This is a genomic window from Pseudomonas sp. BJP69 (assembly GCF_007633355.1).
GTDB classification, from domain to species: Bacteria; Pseudomonadota; Gammaproteobacteria; order Pseudomonadales; family Pseudomonadaceae; genus Aquipseudomonas; species Aquipseudomonas juntendi.
The window spans coordinates 1,717,864-1,744,845 of sequence record NZ_CP041933.1; the positions used below are offsets into that span (position 1 = coordinate 1,717,864).

General features: G+C 62.1%; 24 protein-coding genes. 5 read left to right on the forward strand and 19 right to left on the reverse strand.

From position 1 onward, the window contains the following. Window positions 1–544: 544 nt before the first annotated feature. On the reverse strand, window positions 545–994 hold the full coding sequence (locus tag FPB55_RS08060) for an Lrp/AsnC family transcriptional regulator (protein WP_125855059.1): 450 nt from the start codon (window positions 992–994) through the stop codon (window positions 545–547). 133 nt (window positions 995–1,127) lie between these two features. Here FPB55_RS08060 and FPB55_RS08065 point away from each other — a divergent pair, with 133 nt between their 5' ends. Both FPB55_RS08065 and FPB55_RS08070 read left to right on the forward strand, forming a co-directional pair. Beyond that, a complete protein-coding gene (locus FPB55_RS08065; RefSeq protein WP_125855060.1) occupies window positions 1,128–2,027 on the forward strand; it encodes a DMT family transporter in 900 nt (299 codons plus the stop codon). Window positions 2,028–2,499: 472 nt separating this feature from the next. Beyond that, window positions 2,500–3,426, forward strand: a complete 927-nt coding sequence (locus FPB55_RS08070; protein WP_115293652.1) for a class I SAM-dependent methyltransferase — start codon at window positions 2,500–2,502, stop codon at window positions 3,424–3,426. Window positions 3,427–3,545: 119 nt separating this feature from the next. On the opposite strand, the gene FPB55_RS08080 is transcribed toward FPB55_RS08070, so the two are convergent. From FPB55_RS08080 to gcl, 9 genes are all read right to left on the reverse strand, one after another. Beyond that, a complete protein-coding gene (locus FPB55_RS08080; RefSeq protein ID WP_125855751.1) occupies window positions 3,546–5,570 on the reverse strand; it encodes a mechanosensitive ion channel domain-containing protein in 2,025 nt (674 codons plus the stop codon). Between the two features lie 146 nt (window positions 5,571–5,716). Next, on the reverse strand, window positions 5,717–6,718 hold the full coding sequence (locus tag FPB55_RS08085) for a sulfate ABC transporter substrate-binding protein (RefSeq protein ID WP_009682682.1): 1,002 nt from the start codon (window positions 6,716–6,718) through the stop codon (window positions 5,717–5,719). Between the two features lie 554 nt (window positions 6,719–7,272). Continuing rightward, on the reverse strand, window positions 7,273–8,094 hold the full coding sequence (locus FPB55_RS08090) for an ion transporter (protein WP_009683949.1): 822 nt from the start codon (window positions 8,092–8,094) through the stop codon (window positions 7,273–7,275). A 44-nt stretch (window positions 8,095–8,138) separates the two neighbouring features. Beyond that, the gene (locus FPB55_RS08095) at window positions 8,139–9,011 is read right to left on the reverse strand and encodes an urea transporter (RefSeq protein WP_125855748.1); all 873 of its coding nucleotides are present in this window, start codon (window positions 9,009–9,011) and stop codon (window positions 8,139–8,141) included. A 186-nt stretch (window positions 9,012–9,197) separates the two neighbouring features. Next, entirely contained in the window at window positions 9,198–10,613 is a 1,416-nt protein-coding gene (pyk, locus tag FPB55_RS08100) for a pyruvate kinase (RefSeq protein WP_054881312.1), read from the reverse strand. Continuing rightward, window positions 10,610–11,884 carry a glycerate kinase gene (locus FPB55_RS08105; protein ID WP_125855749.1) on the reverse strand — a complete coding sequence of 425 codons (1,275 nt, stop codon included), beginning with the start codon at window positions 11,882–11,884 and terminating at the stop codon, window positions 10,610–10,612. The genes pyk and FPB55_RS08105 overlap by 4 nt, the downstream gene beginning before the upstream one ends. 232 nt (window positions 11,885–12,116) lie before the next feature. Beyond that, window positions 12,117–13,010, reverse strand: a complete 894-nt coding sequence (locus tag FPB55_RS08110) for a 2-hydroxy-3-oxopropionate reductase (RefSeq protein WP_115293655.1) — start codon at window positions 13,008–13,010, stop codon at window positions 12,117–12,119. A gap of 158 nt (window positions 13,011–13,168) precedes the next feature. Beyond that, window positions 13,169–13,951 (reverse strand): hydroxypyruvate isomerase, encoded by a 783-nt coding sequence (gene hyi / locus FPB55_RS08115; RefSeq protein WP_009683944.1) that lies wholly within the window; start codon window positions 13,949–13,951, stop codon window positions 13,169–13,171. Between the two features lie 53 nt (window positions 13,952–14,004). After that, window positions 14,005–15,780: a glyoxylate carboligase gene (gene gcl / locus FPB55_RS08120; RefSeq protein ID WP_054881315.1), complete on the reverse strand. Its 1,776-nt coding sequence runs from the start codon at window positions 15,778–15,780 to the stop codon at window positions 14,005–14,007. A gap of 256 nt (window positions 15,781–16,036) precedes the next feature. Between gcl and FPB55_RS08125 the strand changes: the two genes are divergently transcribed. Next, a complete protein-coding gene (locus FPB55_RS08125) occupies window positions 16,037–16,477 on the forward strand; it encodes a heme-binding protein (protein WP_115293656.1) in 441 nt (146 codons plus the stop codon). 127 nt (window positions 16,478–16,604) lie between these two features. Here FPB55_RS08125 and FPB55_RS08130 read toward each other — a convergent pair whose 3' ends face one another. Beyond that, complete coding sequence (locus FPB55_RS08130) at window positions 16,605–17,216, reverse strand: TetR/AcrR family transcriptional regulator (RefSeq protein ID WP_009683940.1); 612 nt, start codon at window positions 17,214–17,216, stop codon at window positions 16,605–16,607. A 132-nt stretch (window positions 17,217–17,348) separates the two neighbouring features. On the opposite strand from FPB55_RS08130, the gene FPB55_RS08135 reads away from it, so the two are divergent. Beyond that, on the forward strand, window positions 17,349–18,263 hold the full coding sequence (locus tag FPB55_RS08135) for a DUF808 family protein (RefSeq protein ID WP_009683939.1): 915 nt from the start codon (window positions 17,349–17,351) through the stop codon (window positions 18,261–18,263). Window positions 18,264–18,401: 138 nt separating this feature from the next. Here FPB55_RS08135 and FPB55_RS08145 read toward each other — a convergent pair whose 3' ends face one another. From FPB55_RS08145 to puuE, 7 genes are all read right to left on the reverse strand, one after another. Beyond that, complete coding sequence (locus FPB55_RS08145) at window positions 18,402–19,184, reverse strand: outer membrane protein OmpK (RefSeq protein WP_009683938.1); 783 nt, start codon at window positions 19,182–19,184, stop codon at window positions 18,402–18,404. Window positions 19,185–19,535: 351 nt separating this feature from the next. Continuing rightward, entirely contained in the window at window positions 19,536–20,321 is a 786-nt protein-coding gene (locus tag FPB55_RS08150; protein WP_144187943.1) for an outer membrane protein OmpK, read from the reverse strand. 152 nt (window positions 20,322–20,473) lie between these two features. Further along, window positions 20,474–21,829 (reverse strand): nucleobase:cation symporter-2 family protein, encoded by a 1,356-nt coding sequence (locus FPB55_RS08155; protein WP_009683936.1) that lies wholly within the window; start codon window positions 21,827–21,829, stop codon window positions 20,474–20,476. A gap of 159 nt (window positions 21,830–21,988) precedes the next feature. Continuing rightward, window positions 21,989–23,308 carry a urate hydroxylase PuuD gene (locus FPB55_RS08160; RefSeq protein WP_029885695.1) on the reverse strand — a complete coding sequence of 440 codons (1,320 nt, stop codon included), beginning with the start codon at window positions 23,306–23,308 and terminating at the stop codon, window positions 21,989–21,991. Window positions 23,309–23,353: 45 nt separating this feature from the next. Beyond that, a complete protein-coding gene (locus FPB55_RS08165) occupies window positions 23,354–23,857 on the reverse strand; it encodes an ureidoglycolate lyase (RefSeq protein WP_009683933.1) in 504 nt (167 codons plus the stop codon). Window positions 23,858–23,906: 49 nt separating this feature from the next. Then, window positions 23,907–24,422, reverse strand: a complete 516-nt coding sequence (uraD, locus tag FPB55_RS08170) for a 2-oxo-4-hydroxy-4-carboxy-5-ureidoimidazoline decarboxylase (protein ID WP_144187945.1) — start codon at window positions 24,420–24,422, stop codon at window positions 23,907–23,909. Next, window positions 24,422–25,348 carry an allantoinase PuuE gene (gene puuE, locus FPB55_RS08175; RefSeq protein WP_009683931.1) on the reverse strand — a complete coding sequence of 309 codons (927 nt, stop codon included), beginning with the start codon at window positions 25,346–25,348 and terminating at the stop codon, window positions 24,422–24,424. The genes uraD and puuE overlap by 1 nt, the downstream gene beginning before the upstream one ends. Window positions 25,349–25,748: 400 nt before the next feature. Here puuE and uraH point away from each other — a divergent pair, with 400 nt between their 5' ends. Beyond that, window positions 25,749–26,102 (forward strand): hydroxyisourate hydrolase, encoded by a 354-nt coding sequence (gene uraH, locus FPB55_RS08180; RefSeq protein ID WP_003259496.1) that lies wholly within the window; start codon window positions 25,749–25,751, stop codon window positions 26,100–26,102. A 90-nt stretch (window positions 26,103–26,192) separates the two neighbouring features. On the opposite strand, the gene FPB55_RS08185 is transcribed toward uraH, so the two are convergent. Then, window positions 26,193–26,981, reverse strand: a complete 789-nt coding sequence (locus FPB55_RS08185) for an RHS repeat-associated core domain-containing protein (RefSeq protein ID WP_238706627.1) — start codon at window positions 26,979–26,981, stop codon at window positions 26,193–26,195. Window position 26,982: the final 1 nt, after the last annotated feature.

Below are 26,982 nucleotides of genomic sequence, written 5' to 3' on the forward strand. Positions count from 1 at the left end.
GCTGGCCGGCAAGGGTGGAATTGGGGTGGGTGCTGACGACGGATTGTTCAGGGGCAAGATCGAGGCTGCTACTCATTCCGGCGGGCTCCTGATGCACATGGACTGCGATGAGCGGGCATGCGCACGGGCTCGCCATCTCGTCGATGCAGCGTTGGCATCACAGGGTTGTAGGCGCGGCGGCCGGTAATGGGTCGGCGCCGCAAGTTATTGTGTATTTATGTTTTGTTTAAGTTGTATACAAAACATAAGCACACAAAAGCCATTTCTGTGCCAGATAGAATCCAGTTCTTGGTGGTGGATTTTTTAGGATTGAGTCAGGTGTGGGATAACTAGCTGAAATACAGGCGTTATAAATTGACCATTTGAACAAGTTTATTTTTTGGTTTGCAGGATAACTTGATCAAATGGTCAAAATTAGTTGTTGTGGGGGTGTAACGTATTGGGGCGCCGCTTGGAGAACTGCACACAAAAATGGCACTTAAGGTGACATTCTTGTGTACAAAAAATAGTCAGTCGTTCCCTTTCCCTGCTGGCCGGCCCCCAGTCAGGGTTGTACTGGCCCCATCGGCGGCAACCGCCGTTTGACCGGGCTCTTCTTGATGATTGCGGTGTTGGTCTCGGCCAACACATTGATGCGGTCTAGCAGGGTGTCCAGCTGCTCCATCGAGCGCACATGCAGCCTGGCGATGAAGCAGTCCTCGCCGGTGACCTTGTCGCACTCGGTGAATTCGGGGATGGCAATGATCTGCCGCTCGACTTCCTGCAATTGCCCGGGCAGTGGGCGGATACGCACGATGGCTTGCAACTGGTAGCCGAAGGCACGTGGGTCGACATTGACCGTGTACCCGCGCAACACGCCACGTTCCTCCAGCCGGCGCAAACGCTCGCCGACGCTGGGGGCAGACAGCCCACTTACCTGCGCCAGGGCCTTGAGCGAGCGGCGTGAGTCCTCCGTCAGCGCGTTGATCAACAGTTGGTCGATGGCGTCGGTCATATGCACCTCAAAGGGTAGGTGGCGTAATTTGCCTTGATAGTAAAGGCAAAATTATGAGTTTGCCTTGCTAATCGGCTGGAAGGTTGCACGGGGCCCTCTGCATACTGTTGCCATCGACGAGAGGAGGTGTGGGATGGACAATTCATTGCGCCGGGGGTCGCTGGAAATGGTAGCGGCCATGCTGATTTCCGGGACCATCGGCTGGTTCGTGCTGGCGTCCGGCCTGCCGGTACTGGAGGTGGTGTTCTGGCGCTGCGTGTTCGGTGCCGTGGCCTTGCTGGCCATCTGTGCCGCGTTCGGTTTTCTGCGCCCCGGCGTGATCAGCCGCCCGGCGCTGCTGCTGGCGATAGCCAGCGGCGTGGCTATCGTCGGCAACTGGTTGCTGTTGTTTGCCTCGTATTCGCGGGCGTCGATTGCCATCGGTACCGCGGTGTACAACGTGCAGCCGTTCATGCTGGTAGGCTTGGCGGCGTTGTTTCTGGGTGAAAAAATCACCTTGGCCAAGCTGAGCTGGCTGAGTGTGGCGTTCCTCGGCATGCTGGCCATCGTCAGTGCCCATGGCGCCGCGCAGGGGGGTGGCGAGGACTACCTGCTGGGCATTGCCCTGGCGCTGGGCGCGGCGCTGCTGTACGCCATCGCGGCATTGATCATCAAGCGGCTCAGCGGTACGCCGCCGCATCTGATCGCGTTGGTCCAGGTGAGCACCGGCGTGGTGTTGCTGGCACCCTGGGCCAAGCTGGGCGGCCTGCCGGGTGAAATGCCGGCGCTGGCCAGTTTGCTGACGTTGGGGGTTGTGCATACCGGCCTGATGTATGTATTGCTGTATAGCGCCATCCAGCGCTTGCCCACGGCATTGACCGGGGCGTTGTCATTCATCTACCCCATTGCAGCGATCCTGGTCGACTGGGTGGCCTTCGACCACCGCCTGACGCCGCTGCAATGGCTGGGGGTGGCGTTGATCCTGCTGGCGGCGGCAGGGATGCAGCAGGGGTGGTGGTTCAGACCCAAGTCGTTGGTCATCAAGGGCCATTGAGGCCGCGAAGCGCCCTTTCGCAGGCAAGCCAGCTCCCACAGGGATCGCCTTAGGGCTGACAGGTGTTTGCCACAAGGTATGGCAGCGCCTGTTAGAGCGAGCGCCGCCCGCGCGGCGCAATCGCGAGCTGCGCTCGCTCCTACGTTTGTTTCGGGCCAATTATTCCTGTGGGATTCGCGCGCGAACGCCTTGGTGCATGCCTCAATATCGCGCCGTACAAACAAGGCGGCCGCGCGCGCCTGTCACAGGCGTTACTGGCCCGAAACAAACGTAGGAGCGAGCGCAGCTCGCGATTGCGCCGCGCGGGCGGCGCTCGATCTCACAGGCGCTGAAGATGCTCCGGCTACCCTTGCCAGAAACCATAGAATCTCCCACAGGTACTGCACAGGGCTTGAAATTTGTGCGCTAGCTGGTTTGCCTGCGAAGCGGCCTCAGCGGGTAGAATGCCGCTTTTGCCAGCCTGCGACCTGTCATGACATCCCCAATCGCCACCCTCGAGCAACACCTGCTCGCCGCCCTCGACCCTGCCCCGCAGGAAACCCGCCGCCTGTTCCACGGCCGCGGCCGCTGCTGGGCAGGCCTGGAGCAGATCACCGTCGATTGGCTGCAGGGGGTGCTGTCGGTCGCCCTGTTCCGCGAACCGCCCGAAGGCCAGCTGGCCGAGCTGGAGACGATGTTGCGCAACCTGGCCGAGCGCCCACTGTGGACCGGCCAGGCCATCATCATCCAGCACCGCTACCTGCCTGACAGCCCGGGCCAGTGGTTGCTGGGCGAACCCTGCCAGCAACGCGAAGTGGTCGAGGACGGCCTGACCTACCTGCTGGACCTGGGCGTGCGGCAGAACAACGGTCTGTTCCTCGATATGCGCTATGGCCGCCGCTGGGTGCGTGAGCAGGCGGCGGGCAAGCGGGTACTGAACCTGTTCGCCTACACCTGCGGCTTCTCGGTGGCAGCGGTGGCCGGTGGGGCCGAGCAGGTGGTGAACCTGGACATGGCCAAGTCGGCCCTGGCGCGCGGCCGGGACAACCACCGCCTCAATGGTCACGACGCCTCGCGGGTAGCCTACCTGGGGCATGAGCTGTTCAAGTCCTGGGGCAAGGTACGCAAATACGGCCCTTATGACCTGATCATCATCGACCCGCCGACTTTCCAGCGCGGCAGCTTCGTGCTGACCCAGGATTACGCGAAGATCCTGCGACGTTTGCCGGAGTTGTTGAACGCGGGTGGGACGGTGCTGGCGTGCGTGAACGACCCGGGGATCGGGCCGGAGTTTTTGATCGAGGGGATGGCCGAGCAGGCGCCCTCGCTGGGGTTTGTCGAGCGGCTGGAAAACCCGCCGGAGTTTCCGGATGTGGACCCGGCGGGCGGGCTCAAGGCTTTGGTATTCCGCCAGGTGTGATGTTGCTTGTGGCGGCCCATTCGCGGGCTTGCCCGCTCCCACAGGTACTCCACAGCATTAGGATGTGTGGTGATCCTGTGGGAGCGGGCAAGCCCGCGAAGAGGCCGGTAGTGGCAACGTCAAGCCCCCAGAGCCTGCACCGGCAGCGGATACACCTGGGCAAAACTCACATTCTCAGTCTGGTCCACCCGCTTCTTCAGCCGTTCGTTGAACGCCCGGCTCACCGCATACTGCCCACCGGAAATGGTGCGGAACTGCGCCGTCAGGACAAACCCGTTCAAGTCCATGCGGTCCACACCGAAGACCTGCAGCGGCCCTTGCAAGTTGATGCGCAGCAGGGGGTCTTCGCTGATCGACTGGCCTACCTCATGAATCAGCGCCAGTGACGCGTCCACATCACTGTCATAGGTGAACTGCACCGAAAAGAACGCATAGGCGAACTGCCGTGATTGGTTGGTAACCGCCTTGATCTGGCCAAACGGCACCGAATGCACGAAGCCCTTGCCATCGCGCAGGCGCAGGGTGCGGATGGTCAGGCTTTCTACGGTTCCGGCATGGCCGGAGTCCAGCACTACCCAGTCGCCGATGGAAATGGTGTCTTCGATCAGGATGAACAACCCGGTAATCACATCCTGGACCAGTTGCTGCGAGCCGAAGCCGATGGCCAGGCCGATCACCCCGGCACCGGCCAGCAGCGGCGCTACGTTGATACCCAGGTTGGCCATGGTGGTGATGGTGCAGATCACGATCAGGATCACTTTGATGGCGTTGCGCAGCATCGGCAGAATGGTCCGCACCCGCGTGCTTGGCTGGCGGGCATTGCGGCGCCCGGCAGCTGGCTTGAGCGCTTCCTGGATCGCCGTATCGAGCACCACCCACAGCAGCCAGGTGACCAACAGGATCAGGCCGATGCTCGACAGCGAGTTGCTGATCGCCTGGCCCAGGCGGTTGCTGAGGGCAAAGTCGATCACCGAGAACCCCCAGATGCGCCCCAGCAGCTCGATGAAGGCCACTGCCATGGCAATGCGCAGCAGGGCGTGGGCGAGGCTGCGCAGCAGTTCCTTGTAGGGCCGCACCCGCTGCGCCGGGTCGCTTTCGCGGGGGGCCAGCAAGTGTTGCAGCAAGGTGCTGAGGAACAGCGTCGAGACCAATAGCACGGTGGTAAGCAGCGCGTTCTGCAAGGCTTTCTGGCTTTCGGCACCGGCACCTACCAGGTTGACTGCCGAGACCAGGATCATCAGCAGGATTGGCAGGTACCACAGTGTCGAGAAAATGCGCAGGGTTTCCTGCACGGCGCGGTGTTGTACCCGGTCCTTGTACGCGCGGTTGCGGATCAAGTGGGCGACCGGGCGCCGCAGGCGGATCACCAGGCTGGCGAAGATGAAGGTGGCAGTCAGGCCGGTGACCACCGCGACGCTGGCGGTGATGTTGCCGCCAAGCTGGCGGGCGATCTGCGGGCTGGTCAGGGCGTCGCTCCAGGCGGCAAGGAAGCCGATGAGGAACAGCGGCCGTGGTGCCAGGCGCTTGATCACCGCCACGGCGGGGCGTTTATGGCCAGCGTCGAACAGGGTGATCAGGCAGAGGATGATCGACGTCGAGAACAGCCCGCTGCTGGTCGCATAGGCCAGGCTCAGGCCAAGCGCGCGTGCCACGGAGGGGTCGAGGAAGCGGCTCACATAGAGCGTCACGGGCAGGCTGGCCAAGGCTGGCAAGGTGTAGGGCAACAGGTACCCCAGCAGGCCACTGACGCGTTTGTGCTCGCGCAGCCAAGGGCGGCGCGACACCCGTTTGGCGACCCAGCGCCCACCACCGCCAAGCAGGCCGAACGCGGCCCCCCAGGTGAGGGTCAGGAGCAGGAAGTTGCCCGCCAGGTGCAGTGAGTCACTGGCCGAATGGCGGTCGACCAGGCGCTCCACTTCCTGGGCGGCGCGGTCGGTGCGCAGGCGCCAGGCGTCAACCAGGTGGGCGTCGAGGTCCATCTGCCTGGCAGCGCTGTCCAGGCCATCGGCCAGAGCGCCCAGCAGGCCGCCTTGCAAGACTGGCTCGGGTTCGGCGGGTTGGTCCTCGCTGGGGGCGGGGTCGGCAGCCAGCAGGTGAGTGCTCAACAGGCAGCCGAGCAGCAGGGTCGAGAGGAAACGCAGCACTGGAGTACTCCTTGGGCCGGGGTGAGCGGGGCAGGGTTACTCAGGGAACTGAGGCTGCAGGGGTGAGAAAGTTCGATTTGGGTGTGTTGTCCGGCCAGGCCTATTCGCGGCTTTAGCCGCGAACTGGCCTGGCCTGAGTGAATCGATTACTGCTTGTCGGTATAGATCTGGTCGAACACGCCACCGTCGTTGAAGTGGGTCTTCTGCACGGTGCGCCAGTCACCAAAGGTCTTTTCCACCGACAGGAAGTCGACTTTTGGGAAGCGGTCGGTGTACTTGGCCAGCACGGTTGCATCGCGTGGGCGCAGGTAGTTGTTGGCGGCAATCTCCTGCGCCTCTGGCGACCACAGGTACTTGAGGTATTCCTCGGCCACGGCCTGGGTGCCTTTCCTGGCCACCACCTTGTCGACCACACTCACCGGTGGCTCGGCCTCGGCCGACACGCTCGGGTAGACCACCTCGAACTGGTCGCGGCCAAACTCGCGGGCGATCATTTCGGCTTCGTTTTCGAAGGTCACCAGCACGTCGCCGATCTGGTTGGTCATGAACGTGGTGGTCGCGGCCCGGCCGCCGGTATCCAGCACCGGGGCCTGTTTGAACAGCTTGCCAACGAAGTCCTTGGCCTTGGCTTCGTCACCGCCCTGCTTGAGCACGTAGCCCCAGGCCGACAGGTACGTGTAGCGGCCATTGCCCGAGGTTTTCGGGTTGGGCACGATCACCTGCACGCCGTCCTTCAGCAGGTCGGGCCAGTCTTTCAGCGCTTTAGGGTTGCCCTTGCGCACGATGAAGACGGTGGCCGAGGTGAACGGCGCGCTGTTGTTCGGCAGTCGGGTCACCCAGTTGTCCGGCACCAGCTTGCCATTGTCGACCAGGGCGTTGATGTCGGTGGCCATGTTCATGGTGATCACATCGGCCGGCAGGCCATCGATCACCGCACGCGCCTGCTTGCTGGAGCCGCCGAAGGACATTTGCACGTTGACCTTCTCGTTGTGCTCGGCCTGCCAGTGTTTCTGGAAGGCTGGGTTGTAGTCCTTGTAGAAGTCGCGCATCACGTCGTAGGAAACGTTGAGCAGGGTAGGGGCGGCCTGGGCGATGTTGCCCAAGGCCAGGCCTGCGGCGAGCAGCGAGGCGGTGAAGAGTCTTTTCACGTTGCTTCCTTGTTCTTGAAGGTTTTTGGGGCAGATTGCCAGCGACTATAGCTGGTGGATTTGTGCGGGTTAAAGAACAAAAACGACTTTGGTTATTCCGCTGCCTGTACTGGCCCTATCGCCGGCAAGCCAGCTCCCACAGGGATCGCCTTAGGGCTGGCAGGTGTTTGCCACAAGGTATGGCAGCGCCTGTTAGAGCGAGCGCCGCCCGCGCGGCGCAATCGCGAGCTGCGCTCGCTCCTACGTTTGTTTCGGGCCAGTAACGCCTGTGACAGGCGCGCGCGGCCGCCTTGTTTGTACGGCGCGATATTGAGGCATGCACCAAGGCGTTCGCGCGCGAATCCCACAGGAATAATTGGCCCGAAACAAACGTAGGAGCGAGCGCAGCTCGCGATAGCGCCGCGCGGGCGGCGCTCGATCTCACAGGCGCTGAAGATGCTCTGGCTACCCTTGCCAGGAACCATAGAATCTCCCACAGGTATTGCACAAGGCTCAGTCCGGTGGTGCACATTGTGGGAGCTGGCTTGCCGGCGACAGGGCCCGATCGGGCAACATCACTGTTTGGGGAATAACCCACTCCCACACCGCGAGCAGAACGCCGCGCTTTGTTCATGGGTCTTTTTCTTGCAGACCGGGCAATCATGCTGCAGCTGCTCACCCCGCATGGCGTTGGCCAGCTCTGCGGTAAAGATCCCGGTCGGCACGGCAATGATCGAATAACCGATGATCATCACCATCGACGAAATTACCTGCCCCAAAGGCGTCTTCGGCACGATGTCGCCAAAGCCCACGGTGGTCAGGGTGACGATCGCCCAGTAGATGCCCTTGGGAATGCTGGTGAAACCGTGCTCCGGCCCTTCGATCACATACATCAGCGTGCCGAACACCGTGACCAGGGTCGATACCGTGACCAGGAACACGATGATCTTCTGCTTGCTGCCGCGCAGCGCGTCGATCAGGTAATGGGCCTGCTTGAGGTACGGGCTGAGTTTGAGTACGCGGAAGATCCGCAGCATGCGGATGACGCGGACGATCAACAGGTATTGGGCGTCGCTGTAATAAAGCGCGATGATCCCCGGCACGATCGCCAGTAAATCGACCAGCCCATAGAAACTGAAGGCATAGCGCAGCGGCTTGGGCGAGCAGTACAGGCGGGTGAGGTACTCGGCCAGGAAGATCGCGGTAAAGCCCCATTCGATACCGGCCAGCAGGCCGGCGTAGCCTTGGTGTACTTCGTCGATGCTATCGAGGATGACCGTGACCAGGCTGGCGAGGATGATCAGTAGGAGGATCTTGTCGAAGCGCCTGCCGGCGACGGTATCGGTCTGGAAGACCATGATGTAAAGCCGCTCGCGCAGGCTTGCAGGGTTGTTCATTGGCTCATTCCGTAGTGCGATGGGCTGAGCCTAGGGGCTGTGTTTCAGCTGTGCAAGCGGCTGGCGTCGCGCTGCTTGGGCTGGGCCAGCTGGCAGCCCAGGTGCATCAGCCAGCAGGCGGCGACGAAGGGTGCGGTGAGGCCGGGCAGCGGCAACAGCTTGAACAGTGATTGCAACAGCAACGCCAGGGCAATTGCCAGCAGTGTGACCCATGGCTTTTCACCTTGCCTGCTGAAGGCCAGCGCCGCCAGCGCGGCGTTGAAGCCAGCCAGGCCCATCCACGCTGCTTGCGCCTGGTCTGTGAGCAGCGCCATGCCGCCCCCGATGGCCGAGCCAATTACCGCCCACACCGCCGCATAGGGTTGGGCGATGAACATGCCGACGATGATCAGCAACCCGGCCAACGGCTGGTCGAGCAGGAAGATCTGCCCCACGCCGCGGGCCAGGGCGTACAGCGGTTCGGCTTCGACGAAGCCGGTCATCGAGGGTTCGGCGAGCAACAGCGTGCCCCAGCCCAACAGCACGAACGGCGCGGTATAGGCAACCAGCAGTTTGCCGCCGCGCTTGCGCCACTGGTGGGTAATGATGCTGGACAGGCCGCCGGCGGCGATGACCAGTGGCGGCAGGATGGCCGACCAGGGCAGCACGGCGCTGATCAGGATGCCGATCAGGACGCCGTTGTAACAATACAGCCCGGCCTGGCGGTCGGCACGGTCGTAGCCGCGGCGCTGAGCAGTGAGCAGGCCGGCGAGGGCGCCGAGCAGGGCGCCGCCGACCAGGTCGGGCGCAGTCAGCAGGATGGCCAGCAGGCAGCACAGGCCGCACAGGGGGTTGCGCAGCAGCAGCACCTGGCTGAAGCCGTTGAGTAACGCCGTGGCCCAGTCAGGGCACGGGTTGGCGAAATGTTTGCTGTACATTGGGGCAGTCAGTGAAGTGGATGGGGAGCGGTGGGCCTCTTTGGGCCTCGGTTTTCCGCGATTCTTTGCTTCACCACCGACCCTGTGGGAGCGGGCGTGCCCGCGAAAGGGCCAGCAGGGTCAACGAAGTTGCCTGGACTGACGCATTCGCGGGCACGCCCGCTCCCACAGGGGCTATGCAGTGGCTTAGATCAGTGTTTCGATCCGCAGCGTGTTGGTCGACCCAGGTTTGCCGAACGGCACCCCGGCAGTGATCAGCAGTGTGTCGCCCCGGCTGGCCATGCCTTGTGCCTGGGCAATTTCCAGGGCCGTGGAGACCACCTCATCCACCTGGCGCAGGCGGTCATTGACCACCGAGTGCACACCCCAGGCCACGCTCAGGCGCCGCGCGGTGTTCAGGTTGGGCGTAAGGTTGAGGATCGGCGCCCGTGGCCGTTCACGCGAAGCGCGCAGGGTGGAGGCGCCCGACTCGCTGTAGTTGACCAGCACCGCCACCGGGAGGATGCCGCTGATACGGCGGATTGCGCAGCTGATGGCGTCCGACACGGTGGCTTCGGCCTTGGGCCGGCCGACGTCGAGCTGCGCCTGGTAGTCCGGGCCGTTCTCGACCTGGCGAATGATCTTGCTCATCATCTGCACAGCCTCCAGCGGGTAATCCCCCGAGGCAGTTTCGGCCGACAGCATCACCGCGTCGGCACCCTCGGCCACGGCGTTGGCCACGTCGGTTACTTCGGCACGGGTCGGTGCCGGCGAGAAACGCATCGATTCGAGCATCTGCGTGGCCACCACCACTGGCTTGCCCAGCTGGCGGCAGGTGCCAATGATGCGCTTCTGGATCTGCGGCACGCTTTCGGCCGGCACTTCCACGCCCAGGTCCCCACGGGCCACCATGATGGCGTCGGCCAGTTCGGCGATGGCTTGCAGGTGCTCGACTGCCGACGGTTTTTCGATTTTGGCCATCAGGTAGGCGCGGCCGCCAATCAGCTGGCGCGCTTCAACGATGTCTTCAGGGCGCTGCACGAACGACAGGGCGACCCAGTCCACGCCCAGCTCCAGGCCGAAGGCCAGGTCGCGGCGGTCTTTTTCGGTGAGCGGCGAGAGGTCGAGCACCGCTTGCGGTACGTTGACGCCCTTGCGGTCCGACAGCTCGCCACCGTTCAGCACTTCGGTGTCGATTGCGTCGCTGTGCTTGGCGGTTACCCGCAGGCGCAGCTTGCCGTCGTCCAGCAGCAGGTCCATGCCTGGCTCCAGGGCGGCGATGATCTCGGGGTGCGGCAGGTTGACCCGGCGGTTATCGCCCGGGGTGTTGTCCAGGTCCAGGCGCAGGGCCTGGCCGCGTTGCAGCTGGACCTTGCCTTCGGCAAAGCGGCCGACCCGTAGCTTGGGCCCTTGCAGGTCCATGAGAATACCCAGGGGGTAGTTCAACTGCTGCTCGACTTCGCGGATCCACTGGTAACGCAGGGCGTGGTCGGCGTGTTCGCCGTGGCTGAAATTGAGGCGGAAGATGTTCACCCCCGCTTCGACCAGTTGGCGGATGTCGTCGATGCCTTCGATCGCCGGGCCGAGGGTGGCGAGGATCTTCACTTTTTTATCAGGCGTCATGATTGGGCAGTCTCGAGGATCAGGATGGCGCGGAAGTCGTTGACGTTAGTGCGGGTCGGCTCGGTGACGATCAGTGCGTCCAGCGCGGCGAAGTAGCCATAGCCGTTGTTGTTGTCCAGCTCATCGCTGGCCGACAGGCCCAGGGCTTCGGCGCTGGCGTAACTGGCCGGGGTCATGAAGGCGCCGGCGTTTTCTTCCGAGCCGTCAATACCGTCGGTGTCACCGGCCAAGGCGTACACGCCCGGCAGCCCTTTCAGGCTTTCGGTGAGGCTGAGCAGGAACTCGGCATTGCGCCCGCCACGGCCATTGCCGCGCACGGTCACGGTGGTTTCGCCACCGGACAGGATCACGCAGGGCGCCTTCAGCGGCTGGCCGTGCAGCACGATCTGCCGGGCGATGCCGGCATGCACCTTGGCCACTTCCCGCGATTCGCCTTCCAGGTCGCCGAGGATCAGCGGGCTGAAGCCTGCCTGGCGCGCTTTGACTGCGGCGGCTTCCAGCGACTGCTGGGGCTTGGCAATCAGCTGGAAGTGGCTGCGGGCCAGGGCCGGGTCGTCGGCCTTGACGGTCTCCGAGGCCGGGTTGTTGAGCCAGTCGATCACCGCTTTTGGCGCTTCGATGTTGTAGCGCTTGAGAATGGCCAGGGCATCGGCCGAGGTGCTCGGGTCGGCCACGGTGGGGCCGGAAGCGATCACCGTGGCGAGGTCGCCGGGTACATCGGAGATGGCATAGGTGTAGACCGTGGCCGGCCAGCAAGCCTTGGCCAGGCGCCCGCCCTTGATCGCCGAGAGGTGCTTGCGCACGCAGTTCATCTCGCCGATGGTGGCGCCGGATTTCAGCAGTGCCTTGTTGATCTGCTGCTTGTCGGCCAGGGTCAGGCCCTCGGCGGGCAGGGCCAGCAGGGCAGAGCCACCGCCGGAGAGCAGGAATATGACGCGGTCTTCTTCATTGAGGTTGCTGACCAGATCCAGCACGCGCTTGGCCACAGCCAGGCCGGCGGCGTCGGGGACCGGGTGGGCGGCTTCGACCACCTCGATCTTCTGGCAGTTGGCGCCGTGGCCGTAACGGGTGACGACCAGGCCGGAGACTTCGCCCTGCCAGCTTTTCTCGACCACTTCGGCCATGGCGGCTGCGGCCTTGCCGGCGCCGATGACGATGACCCGGCCGCTACGGTCGGCGGGCAGGTAGGGTTCGAGAACTTGACGGGGGTGGGCGGCGGCGATGGCTGTGTCGAACAGGTCGCGGAGAATTTTTTGCGGATCGACCGACATGGCAGGCTCCCAATTATTGTTGTTCTGCACAATCAAAAACGCCCCTGGAACTGCCTCCGTGCAGGCTGAACCAGGGGCGGGTGTTGCTCGGTGCCACCTTTGGGCCTGTGGTCGCAGGCTCATCGGTGTTGGCTTCTTCGCGGGCTTGCCCGCTCCCACAGGAATATCGTGGCCCGCAGGCCTGCGCAGTACCTGTGGGAGCGGGCAAGCCCGCGAAGAGGCCAGTGATTATTTACTTGTCGTCGCGGATCGAGAAGTTGGCCATGTGCTCCAGGCCCTTGATCAGCGCCGAGTGGTCCCAGTTGCCGCCACCCAGGGCCTGGCAGGTGTTGAACACTTGCTGGGCATTGGAGGTGTTGGGCAGGTTGATGCCCAGCTCCTTGGCGCCTTGCAGGGCCAGGTTCAGGTCCTTCTGGTGCAGGTTGATGCGGAAGCCCGGGTCGAAGGTGCCCTTGATCATGCGCTCGGCATGCACCTCGAGGATTTTCGACGAGGCAAAGCCACCCATCAGCGCTTCACGCACCTTGGCCGGGTCGGCGCCGTTCTTGGCGGCGAACAGCAGCGCTTCGCTGACAGCCTGGATATTCAGGGCGACGATGATCTGGTTGGCCACCTTGGCGGTCTGGCCGTCACCGTTGCCACCCACACGGGTGATGTTCTTGCCCATGGCCTGGAACAGTGGCAGGGCGCGCTCGAAGGCGTTCGGGCAGCCGCCAACCATGATGCTCAGGGTGGCGGCCTTGGCACCTACTTCGCCACCGGACACCGGGGCGTCCAGGTAGGCGGCGCCGGTGGCCTTGATTTTTTCGGCGAAGGATTTGGTGGCGGTAGGGGAGATCGAGCTCATGTCGATCACCACCTTGTTGGGGCCCACGCCTTCGGCCACGCCGTTGTCACCGAACAGCACGCTTTCCACTTGTGGGGTGTCCGGCACCATGACGATGATGAACTCGGCTTCCTGGGCCACTTCTTTCGGGTTGGCCAGGGCCACTGCACCGGCGGCGATCAGGTCGGCTGGCGCGGCGTCGTGGTGGGTGGAAACGAAAATGCTGTGCCCTGCTTTTTGCAGGTTCTGGGCCATGGGCTTGCCCATGATGCCGGTGCCGATGAAACCGATTTTAGCCATGAGAATATGCCTCTTTGTATTTGTGGTGTCTCAAGCTGTGGGAGCGGGCATGCCCGCGAAACAGGCGACTCGGTGGATGGCACCGGCTATGCCGGTGTTCGCGGGCATGCCCGCTCCCACAGGGTTTCGTGTTTCACAGGGCGCTAGCGTTCAGCCGTTCAGATTGCGTTATGGGTCTTCAGCCAGCCCAGGCCTGCTTCGGTGGTGGTCAGCGGTTTGTATTCCGCGCCCACCCAGCCCTGGTAGCCGATGCGGTCCAGGTGTTCGAACAGGAAGCGGTAGTTGATCTCGCCGGTGCCTGGCTCGTTGCGGCCGGGGTTGTCGGCCAACTGGATGTGGTTGATCGACTTCAGGTTGGCTTCCATGGTCCGGGCCAGGTCACCTTCCATGATCTGCATGTGGTAGATGTCGTACTGCAGGAACAGGTTGTCGCTGCCCACCTCGGCCTGGATTTCCAGGGCCTGCTGGGTGGTATTGAGATAGAAACCAGGGATATCGCGGGTGTTGATCATTTCCATGACCAGGCGGATGCCGGCGGCCTGGAGTTTGTCGGCGGCATACTTGAGGTTGGCGACGAAGGTCTTGCGTACGTCGGCACACTGCAGGCCTTGTGGGCGAATACCGGCCAGGGCGTTGACCTGGGTATTGCCCAGCACCTTGGCGTATTCGATGGCCTTGTCGACCCCCGCGCGGAATTCTTCGACGCGGTCGGGGTGGCAGGTGATCCCGCGCTCGCCTTTGGCCCAGTCACCGGCTGGCAGGTTGAACAGCACCTGGGTCAGGCCGTTGGCGTCCAGCTGCTGCTTGATTTCAGCCGCGCTGTAGTCGTACGGGAAGAGGTATTCGACGCCGCTGAAGCCAGCATCGGCGGCAGCCTTGAAGCGGGCCAGGAAGTCCTGTTCGGTGAACAGCATGGACAGGTTGGCAGCGAAGCGAGGCATAGTTGTCTCCTTGCGGTGAAGGCCCCCAGGGCATGCCTGGGGGCGTCAGGCGATCAGTCCAGCATCGAGATGGCGGTTGGCGCGTCGTTGCCGACCAGCGCCAGGTCTTCGAATTCGTTGACCGCGTTGATCTCGGTGCCCATGGAAATGTTGGTGACGCGCTCGAGAATCACCTCGACCACCACCGGTACGCGGAACTCTTCGGCCATCTTCTGCGCCTTGATCAGGGCAGGGGCGATCTCGGCCGGTTCGAACACGCGCAGGGCCTTGCAGCCCAGGCCTTCGACCACGGCCACGTGGTCAACGCCGTAGGTGGCAGCGTCGGTCGAGTTGATGTTCTCGAACGCCAGTTGTACACAGTAATCCATGTCGAAGCCACGCTGCGCCTGGCGGATCAGGCCCAGGTAGGCGTTGTTCACCAGCACATGAACGTACGGCAGGTTGAACTGTGCGCCCACCGCCAGCTCTTCGATCATGAACTGGAAGTCGTAGTCACCCGACAGCGCCACGACCTTACGCTGCGGATCGGCCTTGACCACGCCCAGTGCCGCAGGGATGGTCCAGCCCAGCGGGCCGGCCTGGCCGCAGTTGATCCAGTGGCGTGGCTTGTACACGTGCAGGAACTGCGCGCCCGCAATCTGCGACAGGCCAATGGTGCTGACGTAGCAGGTGTCCTTGCCGAACACCTGGTTCATTTCTTCGTACACGCGCTGCGGCTTGACCGGCACATTGTCGAAGTGGGTCTTGCGCTGCAGGCTGGCCTTGCGCTGCTGGCAGTCTTCCAGCCAGGCCTTGCGGCATTTCAGCTTGCCAGCGGCTTGCCATTCGCGGGCGACTTCCAGGAGTACGTCCAGCGCCTTGCCAGCGTCGGAAACGATCCCCAGGTCCGGGGTGAACACGCGGCCGATTTGGGTCGGTTCGATGTCCACGTGGACGAATTTGCGGCCCTCGGTGTAGACGTCCACGGAGCCGGTGTGGCGGTTGGCCCAGCGGTTACCGATACCGAACACCAGGTCCGACTTGAGCAGGGTGGCGTTGCCGTAGCGGTGCGACGTCTGCAGGCCGACCATGCCGACCATCTGCGCGTGGTCGTCCGGGATGGTGCCCCAGCCCATCAGGGTCGGGATTACCGGTACGCCGGTCAGTTCAGCGAACGCCACCAGTTTGTCGCTGGCGTCGGCGTTGATGATGCCGCCGCCGGCGACCAGCAGCGGGCGCTCGGCGTCATTGAGCATGGCCAGGGCTTTTTCGGCCTGCACGCGGGTGGCGGCAGGCTTGTTGATGGCCAGGGGCTCGTAGGCGTCGATGTCGAATTCGATTTCGGCCATCTGCACGTCGAACGGCAGGTCTATCAGCACCGGGCCTGGGCGGCCGGTGCGCATTTCGTAGAAGGCTTTCTGGAAGGCGTAAGGCACCTGGCCTGGCTCCAGCACCGTGGTCGCCCACTTGGTCACCGGCTTGACGATGCTGGTGATATCGACAGCTTGGAAGTCTTCCTTGTGCAGGCGCGCACGCGGGGCCTGGCCAGTGATGCAGAGAATAGGAATGGAGTCGGCCGAGGCACTGTACAAGCCGGTGACCATGTCGGTGCCGGCAGGGCCGGAGGTGCCGATGCACACACCGATGTTGCCCGGGTTGGCGCGGGTGTAGCCCTCGGCCATGTGCGAGGCACCTTCGACGTGGCGAGCGAGGACGTGATCGATGCCACCGACTTTCTTCAGGGCCGAGTACAGCGGATTGATGGCAGCCCCCGGGATGCCGAACGCGGTATCTACACCTTCACGGCGCATGACCAGAACGGCTGCATCGATTGCTCTCATTTTGCTCATGGTTTGTGCCTCATTGATTTTGTAATTGTATACAACTTGCTTTGCGATAGAGTGTATTCACGCCTGGCGCTGTAGGTCAATGGGTTTTCATCGGTTGACTTGGCTTTCCTCAGGGCGCCCATGAAAACGGGAGTTTGCGTGATCGCATACGATAGTTTCAAAATATTGTATACAAAAATAATCCTCGTTGTGTTCTATTTGTTCATCGGTTTTCAACTGCCCTCAGGGCTTCTCACAACAAGAAGAGGACCTTTTCATGAACGTTTTGAACCTGAAAGTCGCCGTTGGGCTGGTAAATGCCGCGCTGGCGGCGGCCCGCAAGATCAATGCGGCGCCGCTGACCGTGGCGGTGCTGGATGCTGGCGGCCACCTGCTGGCGCTGCAGCGCGAAGATGGCGCCAGCCTGATCCGCCCGGAAGTGGCCACCGGCAAAGCCTGGGGGGCGATAGCCCTGGGCAAGGGCTCGCGCTTGCTGGCGCTGGATGCGCAGCAGCGGCCGGCGTTTTTTGCCGCGCTGAACGGGATGGGTGAACGGCCGGTGGTGCCGGCGCCGGGGGGCGTGCTGATTCGTGATCAGGACGGCAAGGTACTGGGTGCTGTCGGGATCAGCGGCGATACGTCGGATATCGACGAACAGTGCGCGATCAGTGCGATCGAGGAGGTGGGGTTGCTGGCGGATGCCGGAGTAGCGGCGTAAAGCTCAAGATAGCCGGGGCCGCGTTGCGGCCCTTTCGCGACACAAGGCCGCTCCTACGGGGAATCGCGTAACCCTGAGGTGCGGCCTTGTGTCGCGAAAGGGCTGCAAAGCAGCCCTACTGGCCCTGTCAGGCCAGCTCGGGCTCACAGCCCTTGAGCACCATGCGGATGATGGTCTCGGCTGCTGCGTCATAATCGCTGTCGGCCAGCTTGGCCTTGCCGGTCACTGCAGAAATCTGCCAGTCGAAATCGGCATAGGTCTGGGTGGCCGCCCAGATGCTGAACATGAGGTGGTGCGCATCTACATGGGCGATCTGCCCGTTGTCGATCCAGCGCTGGATGCACTCGATGTTGTGCCGGGCCTGCTCGTTCAACTGCGCCACCTGGTTCGGTGACAGGTGCGGGGCACCGTGCATGATCTCGCTGGCAAATACCTTGGATGCATGGGGCAAGTCGCGGGAAATGCGGATTTTCGAGCGAATGTAGGCGCTCAGCACTTCTTTCGGGTCACCGTCGGCATTGAACGGCGTGGACGCCTGCATGATCGGCGCGATGATGCTTTCCAGCACCTCGCGGTAGAGGTTGTCCTTGGACTTGAAATAGTAATACACGTTCGGCTTGGGCAAGCCGGCCTTGGCCGCAATATCGCTGGTCTTGGTGGCCGCGAAGCCCTTGTCGGCGAATTCCTCGCTGGCTGCGCGCAGGATCAATTCCTTGTTGCGCTCGCGAATGGTGCTCATGGTCAGGGATCTTCCTCGTGTCTGGCCACCTCTAAGAGGGATCGGGCATGGTAGCACCGGGCCCGACGGGCGCTCAAGGCAGCGGCTTTGGGCTAGAATTCTGGGCAATTACTCATTCGGATGCAGGCAAACATGGCAGGAAGCAGTCTACTGGTACTGATCGACGATATCGCCACGTTGCTGGACGATGTTTCGCTGATGACCAAAGTGGCAGCAAAAAAAACCGCAGGCGTGCTGGGCGATGACCTGGCGCTCAATGCCCAGCAGGTGACGGGTGTGCGCGCTGATCGCGAACTGCCGGTGGTGTGGGCGGTGGCCAAGGGTTCGTTGATGAACAAGGCCATTCTGGTACCGGCGGCCCTGCTGATCAGCGCTTTCATCCCTTGGGCGGTCACGCCCTTGCTGATGCTGGGTGGCGCGTATCTGTGCTTCGAGGGCTTCGAGAAGCTGGCGCACAAGTTCTTGCACAGCAAAGAAGACGACGAGGCGCAAAAGGCTGCGCGCAAACAGGCTGTGGCCGATGCCAATGTCGACCTGGTGGCGTATGAGAAAGCCAAGATCAAGGGGGCTGTGCGTACCGACTTCATCCTGTCGGCGGAAATCATCGCCATTACCCTGGGCATCGTCGCCGACTCGCCGCTGCCACAGCAGGTGATCGTGCTGTCGGGCATCGCGGTGGTAATGACCTTGGGCGTTTACGGGGTGGTGGGCGGCATCGTCAAACTGGACGACCTTGGGCTGTGGATGACCAAGCGGGCGTCGGGCGTGGCTCAGGCGGTAGGGAATGGCATATTGCGCGCGGCACCCTACATGATGAAAGGCCTGTCGGTGGTTGGCACGGCGGCGATGTTCCTGGTGGGTGGCGGGATTCTGGTGCATGGCATCGCGCCGCTGCATCACGCGGTCGAAGCGTTCAGCGAGGGGCGCGGTGGTGGGCTTACCGTGGCGTTGCTCAATGGCGTGGCCGGGGTGGTGGCCGGGGCCGTGGTGCTGGCGGTGGTGGCGGTGGCCGGCAAGTTGTGGCGGGCGGTTCGGCCGGCCAGCTAGTGCGCATGGCCGGGGCGTTGCCCCGGTTCGCGGGCACGCCCGCTCCCACAGGTACAGTGTCTGCCTTGGGCGGAGCGCGGACCCTGTGGGAGCGGGCGTGCCCGCGAATGGGCCGCAGCGCGGCCCCTAGGGCTCAGGTCAGAAGTGCACCTTGACCAGGAAGCTCATGGTGTTCTGGTCGGTGGTGAAGGCATCGCTGTCCTTGATGCCGTACTTGTTCTTCCAGTAGTCATACTCCACACCAACGTACAACTGCTTCTCGCCAAAGTGCAGCGCCTTGCCCAGGTCGTACTTGATCTGCGGGTTGAAGTGCAGGTTGGCGTGGTAGGTGCCACGGCGGTTCTGGTCGTTGTCGACCACCCAGTCCATGAAGCCGTCGATCAGTACGTCGGAATCCCCGACCGGGATGGTATACGACCACACCGGCGTGATCTGCCACACATTGTCGCCGGCACGGCTGCCGTCGGTGGTGCGGTTGTAGAAGTTCAGCTGGAAGTAGTCGAAACCGGGGATGGCCAGGTCGAAGCCTGGGCCTATCAGGTACGACTCGGTATCACCCTCGCCAAACTCGTAGGTCATGGCCAGCAGCACGTCCTTGACCGGGCCGAACTCCAGCTTCTGGTCGAAGATCTTGCCAAACGACAGGCGTGGGCTGATCTCGCCATAGTAGGTGTTCGGGCCGTTGCCCTCGTCCTTCTGGCCCTGGTAGAAGATCTTGTCGACAAAGATGAAGTTGTCGCCGTACTTCCAGCCATCGGCATGTTCGAAGGTCACGGTTTGCTGGGTTGGCGGGTTGACCTTGAAGTTCTTGCCCCACAGGTAGGTCAGGCTGTTGTTCTGCCATTGCAGCAAGTCACCGCCGAAGGTGGTGCCGCAGGCCAGCAGGCCGCCAGCAAGGATCAGGCTGTTGATGGTACGCATTGCGAGTGTCGCTCCCTTGTTTGATCTGTTGTCTGCGCTCGTTGTTGGCGCTTTTTGTCTTTTGAGTCAGCTTTTTTCGATAGGCCACAGCTGTTTGGCAAGGGTTGGGCCAACTTTTCTGGGTTGGCAAAACCTTCCTGCTCGACTTCGTTCTGAACGGATGAAAAGGGTCTTTCAGGCTGGCAACACGTTCGCCAACCGCCCGTATTCATTGACTGAGCGGTCAGTAAACGCAGGCAGAATCCGTTCTGCCCTGATCGAGGGGGCTCGCAGATTACTGGCTTGCGCGCCGCGCCTCAAGTGCTCCGTCCTGGAGCGCTGTGAATCAAACTTGTGCGTTTGGTCAACTTCTTAGAAGTGTACCTTGATCAGCGCGCTCGCCACGCTCTGGTTGCTGTCCAGGTTGCCGCGGCTGTCGATGCCGTACTTGTCCTTCCAGTAGCTGTACTCGAAGCCCACATAAAGCTGCTTTGCCCCCAGGTTCAGGGCCTTGCCCAGGTCATATTTGACCTGCGGGTTGAAGTGCAGGTTGGCGTGGTAGGTGCCACGGCGGGTCTGGTCGTTGTCGGTCACCCAGTCCATGTAACCATCGATCAGGATGTCGGACTTGCCCACCGGCAGGGTGTACGACCAGGCGGGGGTGATCTGCCACACATTGTCCCCAGGGCGGCTGCCCTCGGTGTTGCGCACATAGAAGTTGAGGGTGAAGTAGTTGAAGCCCGGGATGGCCAGGTCGAAGCCGGGGCCGATCAGGTAGGCCTCGTTGTCGCCTTCGCCACGTACGTAGGTCATGGCCAGCAACACATCCTTGACCGGGCCGAACGCCAGTTTGCGGTCGAAGATCTTGCCGAATGACAGGCGCGGGCTGAACTCACCGTAGTAGGTGGTCACGCCCTTGCTGGCGTCTGCTTTGCCGTTGTAGAAAATCTTGTCGACGAACATGAAAGTGTCGCCGTACTTCCATTTGTTGGCGTGCTCGAAGGTAACCGTTTGCTGGATGCTGGGGTTGACCTTGAAGTCCTTGCCGTACAGGTAGGTCAGGCTTTCGCCGTGCCATTGCAGCCATTCGCCCGCGTGGGCAGGAACGGTAGCCAGCAAGCTGCTGCCCAGCAAGAGGGACGTGGTGATGCGTTTCATGTTGTGCTTCCCGGACTTATTGTTTTTTTGGGTTTTTTTGGCGTGCAGGTGCCCCGGGCGGCCCATTCCGGCGGGCCGACGGTATAGCGTCTACGACGGTTCGAGACCGGAGCGGCTACAGGCCGCTCCCGTTCACTCGAAGGGGTTTTGCCTCAGTGCTGGTGACAGGCGTCGTTGTGCACCGCGCGGTCGGCACCGCCCAGAATGTTGAACAGCACGTTCAACACCAGGGCGCTGACCGTGGCCATGGCGATGCCACTGTGGGTGATGGGCTCCATCCACTGCGGCATCTGCGCGAAGAACTCCGGGCGCACCACGGGGATCAAGCCGAAGCCCACGCTTACCGCAACCAGCAACTGGTTGCGGCGGTCGCCGATGTCGGCTTCCTGGAGGATCTTGATCCCGGTAGCGGTCACCATGCCGAACATGGCGATCGACGCCCCACCCAGTACCGCGGGCGGGATCGATGCGATCAGAAACGCTGCCTTGGGCAGCAGGCTGAGCAGAATCAGCAGGGCGCCGGCCACGATGGTGACAAAGCGGCAGCGGACCCCGGTCATCTGCACCAGGCCGATGTTCTGGGCGAACGACGAGTGGGTGAAGGTGTTGAAAAAGCCGGCGATGAACGACGCCCCGGCATCGCACAGCAGGCCGCGGCGGAGCATGCCTGGGGTGACTTCGCGGTCGGTCACCTTGCCCAGGGCCAGGAACATGCCCGTGGACTCGACGAAGATGATCACCACCACCAGGCACATGGACAGGATCGGTGCCAGGCTGAAGGTCGGCATGCCGAAGTGCAGGGGCGTCACCACCTGCAACCACGGCGCTTCACTCAGGCCTGACAGGTCGACCATGCCGATGGTGCCGGCCAGCACGTAGCCCAGGCCCATGCCAACCAGCACCGACACGTTGACCCAGAAGCCGCGCATGAAGCGGTTGATCAGCAGGATCACGGCCAGCACCAGGCCGGCCACCAGCAGGTAGATCGGCGAGCCGAACGTACTGGCATCCTGGCCGCCACCGGCCCAGTTGACCGCTACCGGGAACAGCGACAGGCCAATCGAGGTGATCACCGTTCCGGTGACCAGCGGTGGGAAGAAGCGCACGACCTTGGACATGAACGGTGCGATCAGCATGCCGAAGAAGCCGGCGGCGATGGTCGCGCCGAAGATCCCCTGCAGGCCTACACCGGGCATGCCGGCCATGGCCACCATGCTGCCCACGGCTGCGAAACTGGCACCCATCATCACTGGCATGCGGATGCCCACCGGGCCGATACCGAACGACTGGATGATGGTGGCGACGCCAGCGACCAGCAGGTCGGCGTTGATCAGGAAAGCGACTTCTTCACGGGACAGCCCGGCGGCCTGGCCAATGATCAGCGGCACAGCGATGGCGCCACCGTACATCAGTAAAACGTGTTGCAGGCCAACCAGGAACAGTTGGAACAGGGGCAAGGGTTCGCGCGGTGGCGCAACGGGTATGTACGCCTTGCGGGACTCGGACATGCAGCACCTCGAGTTTTGTTTTTATTCTCGGATCCAAGTGCCAAGCTCCAAGCGGCAAGCTTCAAGAAAAAGCTTGGTATCCGCACTGGAGCCTGGCACTCGATGCTTGCTTCCTACTACGTACAGCTTGAGGCTTGCAGCTTGACGCTTGTGGCTCGATCAGTTGACCTGGGCGCCCTTGGCGATCCAGTCACCGACCAGCTTGCGCTCCTCGGTGGTCATCTGGGTGATGTTGCCCAGCGGCATGATCTGGCTGGCCACTGCCTGCGCCTGAATGCGCGCGGCCTGGGCCTGGATCTGCTGCGGGGTGTCGAACATCACGCCGGCAGGCGCGGCGCTGAACAGTGGGCTGGTCGGCTTGGCCGAGTGGCACACGGTGCAGCGTTCCTGGATGACATTGTGGATCTTGTCGAAGTCGCCAGCACCGGCCTGGGCCGTAGCCTGGGCCGGGGCTTCGGCAGGCGCTGCGGCGGCCTTGGCGGCCTCTTCGGCGCGTTGCTCGGCAGCGGTCTTGCCACCCACAGCCGTAGCCGGCAGAGGCTGGTACTCGATCTTCGCGGCGGCCTGCTCAGGGCTCACTGCCATCGGTTTGGGGCCGGTGACGTAGGCCAGGCAAATCATTGCCAGGGCACCGACAGGCAAGGTCCAGGCGTACTTGTTGCTGTCGTGGCGGGTGTTGAAGTAGTGGCGGATCAGCACCGCAGCTACCGCGATACCGGCCAGGATCAGCCAGTTGTACTGGCTACCGTAGGTGCTCGGGAAGTGGTTGCTGATCATGATGAACAGCACCGGCAGGGTGAAGTAGTTGTTGTGACGCGAGCGCAACAGGCCTTTGGCCGGCAGTACCGGGTCGGGCGTCTGGTTGTTCTCGATCGCGGCCACCAGCTGGCGCTGGGCCGGCATGATGATGCGGAACACGTTGCCGACCATGATGGTGCCGATGATCGCGCCGGTGTGCAGGTAGGCACCGCGGCCGCTGAACACCAGGCTGAAGCCCCAGCAGGCGGCGATGATCAGCACGAACAGTACGGCACCGAGCAACGCCGGCTTCTTGCCCAGCGGCGAGTCGCACAGGAAGTCGTAGATGAACCAGCCGGCGACCAGCGAGCCGATACCGATGGCCACGCCTTCGGCACCGCTGAGGGTACTGCCAGGGGCCAGCAGGTACAGCGTCGGGTTCCAGTAGAACACCACGCACAGCAGGGCGATACCGGACATCCAGGTGAAGTAGGCTTCCCATTTGAACCAGTGCAGGTTCTCGGGCATTTTCGGGGGGGCGAGCTTGTATTTCTCCAGGTGGTAGATACCACCGCCGTGAATCGCCCAGAGATCACCCGACAACCCATCGCGCGGGTTGCTTCGGTTCAGGTGGTTCTCCAGCCAGACGAAGTAGAACGATGCACCGATCCAGGCCACGCCGGTGATCATGTGAACCCAGCGAATGCTCAGGTTCAGCCATTCGTGAAGGTGTGCTTCCACAGTATGTACCTCTGCCGATCACCGAGAACGATGACCGACCTTTTCTTATTGGTGGGGATTGAGGATCAGCATCTGTTCCTCGGTGAAGTAATGCTCATCGCAGTTGTTGCCAGAACCGCTGCGATCAACCACCAGGAAGTCATCCCGCTTTTCGATCGTCAGCACCGGGTGGTGCCAGACGCCGCGATGGTAATTAACGCCCTGCCTGCCATTACTGCGGAAGGCACGGACCAAGCCTGATACAGGTGCATCGCCAATGGGCGCGACCACGATCAGAAAGGGGTTGCCGAGCAGCGGGATGAAAGCCTGGCTGCCCAGCGGATGGCGTTCCAGCATGCGTACGGTCAGCGGCATGTCCAGCGCATCGGCGCGGAAGATGCTGATGATCGCCTTGTCTTCAGGCTCGGCGGTCTCGACCGTGGCGAGCTTGTGAAAGCGCATGGTCGAGCCGTTGTTGATCATGAAGTGGTCGCTGCCGTCGGTTTCGATCACGTCGCCGAAGGGAGCGAAGGCTTCTTTGGTCAGGGGCTCGATCATCAGGGTGCGCATGTGGGTCTCTCTTTTATGTTCGTTGTACTGAATGGGGGTCGGCTGCCGCTTACAGCTGCATCAGGCGGAACAGGGCGATCAGGTTGATCTGCGCCAAGGCTTCCTTGAATTCGGCCTCGCTGTCGTTGTGGATGCGCTTTTCGAACGCGGCGAGTATCTGGTGCCGGTTGCTGCCTTTTACCGCCATGATGAACGGGAACTGGAACTTGGCCTTGTAGGCATCGTTCAGCTCGGTGAAACGGGCGAACTCTTCGGCGGTGCACTGGTGGATACCGGCGCCGGCCTGTTCGTTGGTGCTCGATGCGGTGAGCTCGCCCTGGATGGCGGCCTTGCCGGCCAGGTCCGGGTGAGCATTGATCAGTGCCAGCTGGTCAGTGTGACTGGCGCTGAGCAGGATATCGCTCATGCGCTGGTGCAGCGCCTCGACTTCGTCCAGTTCACCCAACTGGCCCAGGTCATAGGCTTTTTCGGCGACCCACGGCGAGTGCTCGTAGATGTCGGCGAATACTTCGACGAAGGCGTCGCGGTCCAGGGCGGAGGGCTTGAGGGTCTTGAAGGCGGTCATCAGGCGTTCTCTTTCTTGTACGGGTGGGTGGTGTGCCAGTGGCGGGCGATGTCCACGCGACGGGCGAACCAGACCTGCTCGTGGCTCTTGGCGTAGTCGATGAAGCGCTTGAGCGCAGCCAGGCGCGCAGGGCGGCCGACCAGGCGGCAGTGCAGGCCGATGGAGAGCATCTTCGGCGCTTCGGCGCCTTCGGCATAAAGCACGTCGAACGCGTCTTTCAGGTACTGGAAGAACTGCTCGCCACAGTTGAAACCCTGCACTTGGGTAAAGCGCATGTCGTTGGTGTCCAGGGTGTAGGGGATCACCAGGTGCGGCTTGCCGGTCGGGTTGTTCGGCTCCCAGTAGGGCAGGTCGTCGTCGTAGGTGTCGCTGTCGTAGAGGAAGCCACCTTCCTCCATCACCAGGCGGCGGGTGTTCGGGCCGGTGCGGCCGGTGTACCAGCCCACTGGGCGTTCACCGGTGATTTCGGTGAGGATGCGGATGGCTTCGAGCATGTGCTCGCGCTCCTGGGCCTCATCCATGTACTGGTAGTCGATCCAGCGGTAGCCGTGGCTGCAGATCTCGTGGCCAGCTTCGGCCATGGCGCGGATCACGTCGGGGTGGCGCTGGGCGGCCATGGCCACGGCAAAGATGGTGAGCGGGACGCCGCTGTCCTTGAACAGCTTGAGCAGGCGCCATACACCGGCACGGCTGCCGTATTCATACAGCGACTCCATGCTCATGTTGCGCTGGCCTTGCAGCGGCTGGGCAGCAACCATTTCGGAGAGGAACGCTTCGGACTCCTTGTCGCCGTGCAGGATGTTGCGTTCGCCACCTTCCTCGTAATTGAGCACGAAAGACAGCGCGATGCGAGCGTTGCCCGGCCATTGCGGGTGAGGAGGGTTGTTGCCGTAACCGATCAGGTCGCGAGGATAGTCAGCGCTCACTGCAGTCTTCCTTCTTGTGCGTTGGTGCGGGGGGGTGGGCGGGCCGCGTCGGGATGTCGCACCACCGGATGGGCTGATTGTATACAACTTATGAAATCTTTTGTAAGCCTGTTTTTCCGCATTTCTGCCCTTTTGTCGCTTCAATGCAAGCAAGAAATACAGTGCAAGAAACCTGCCTGATTGGTCAAATAATGAAGTGGGCGTCGTTAGCCCGCCTGTATTCGCGACTGCTGGGTCGTTTGTGGGCAAGGTGCGGTGGGGTGCGACGGCTGGGCTCAAAAAATTGTGTACAATTTTGCGGTGGAATGTCTTAATAGCGTCATTCGCGCCTGCCGCAGGCCCTGTTTGGGTGCGCTGGCGAGTATTTCTTGCCCACAGATTGAACAAGAGGCGACACGCAATGGGACGTTTGACCACACACGTACTGGATGCCGCGCATGGCTGCCCGGGCAGCTCGATCAAGGTCGAGCTGTACCGTGTCGAAGGCCAGCAACTGGAGCTGGTGAACACCGCCCTGACCAACAGCGATGGCCGCGTCGACGCGCCGCTGTTGCAAGGCGACGACTACCGCACTGGCGTCTACCAGCTGCAGTTCAGCGCAGGCGACTACTACCGCGCCCGCGGTGTGCAACTGCCGGCCCAGGCGTTCCTGGATGTTGTGGTGCTGCGCTTTGGCATCGACGAACAGCAGGAGCACTACCACGTGCCGCTGTTGATCTCGCCGTACAGCTATTCGACCTACCGTGGAAGCTAGTTGGTCGCTAGAAGAATCTTCGTAGGTCCTTTGGCCCGCTCTCACACTGGCGGGCTTTTTTTCGTCCGTAGTACGCTTTTTTTCCCGGCTTTACCTGTTTCGCTTGGCGGCCTTTGCAGTCATGCCGAAAAGGTCGCTGTAAGAACACCGGATGCTTGTTGCACGCAGACCTACTTGGAAATTATTGATTCTTAAGTCAAAGGGTACAGGGATCGAGCCGGCTGCGGGCGTGTTGAGCGCTACCGAAAAAGCCAATTTGATAGCGTCCCGGTGGTCGAGATGAATATTTAGCCCGCTGCGATTCAGCGTAATTCCAGAGTTGGGCGTGCCAGGCAGAACTGCGTTCATTGGTAAGTTAACTTGCAATCCGCCAGAACCAACGCTGAATTTCATTTCTTTAGCCATGCCCCAGATGTCACCTGGATGCAGATTGTATTGCACGCCCGACCAGCTGATGGTCACGTTGCTTTTGCTTGGGGGAGTAATGACATTTTCAGGGTTTACCACAGTTGTATGGAGCTGTTGGCTGGGGGCCGTGAGTGGTGGGTTTACCTGTGGCGCGCTGCCGGGTGTTCTATTTTTCTTAAGGGTGAAAGCACCCAAAACCGCATTAATAAATGAATGTCCGTCGCGATCAATTCGATTGACAGGGTCTCCTTGGCAGTGGGCGTACGCATTCAATCCGCCTCTGCCAAAAGGACTTCTGTCGTCTGGGCTGTAGAACCGTCCGAGCTGAGGGCTGAAATGGCGATAGCCTTGGCCGAGCGGATAGAGACCTGATACGGGATCTTGAAAATGGCCGTTATAGCCGAGTAAATCGCCACTGAGTACACTGTAACCACAAGGGGTGTAGTTGCGTGCAGCAGGCACAATGTGCATA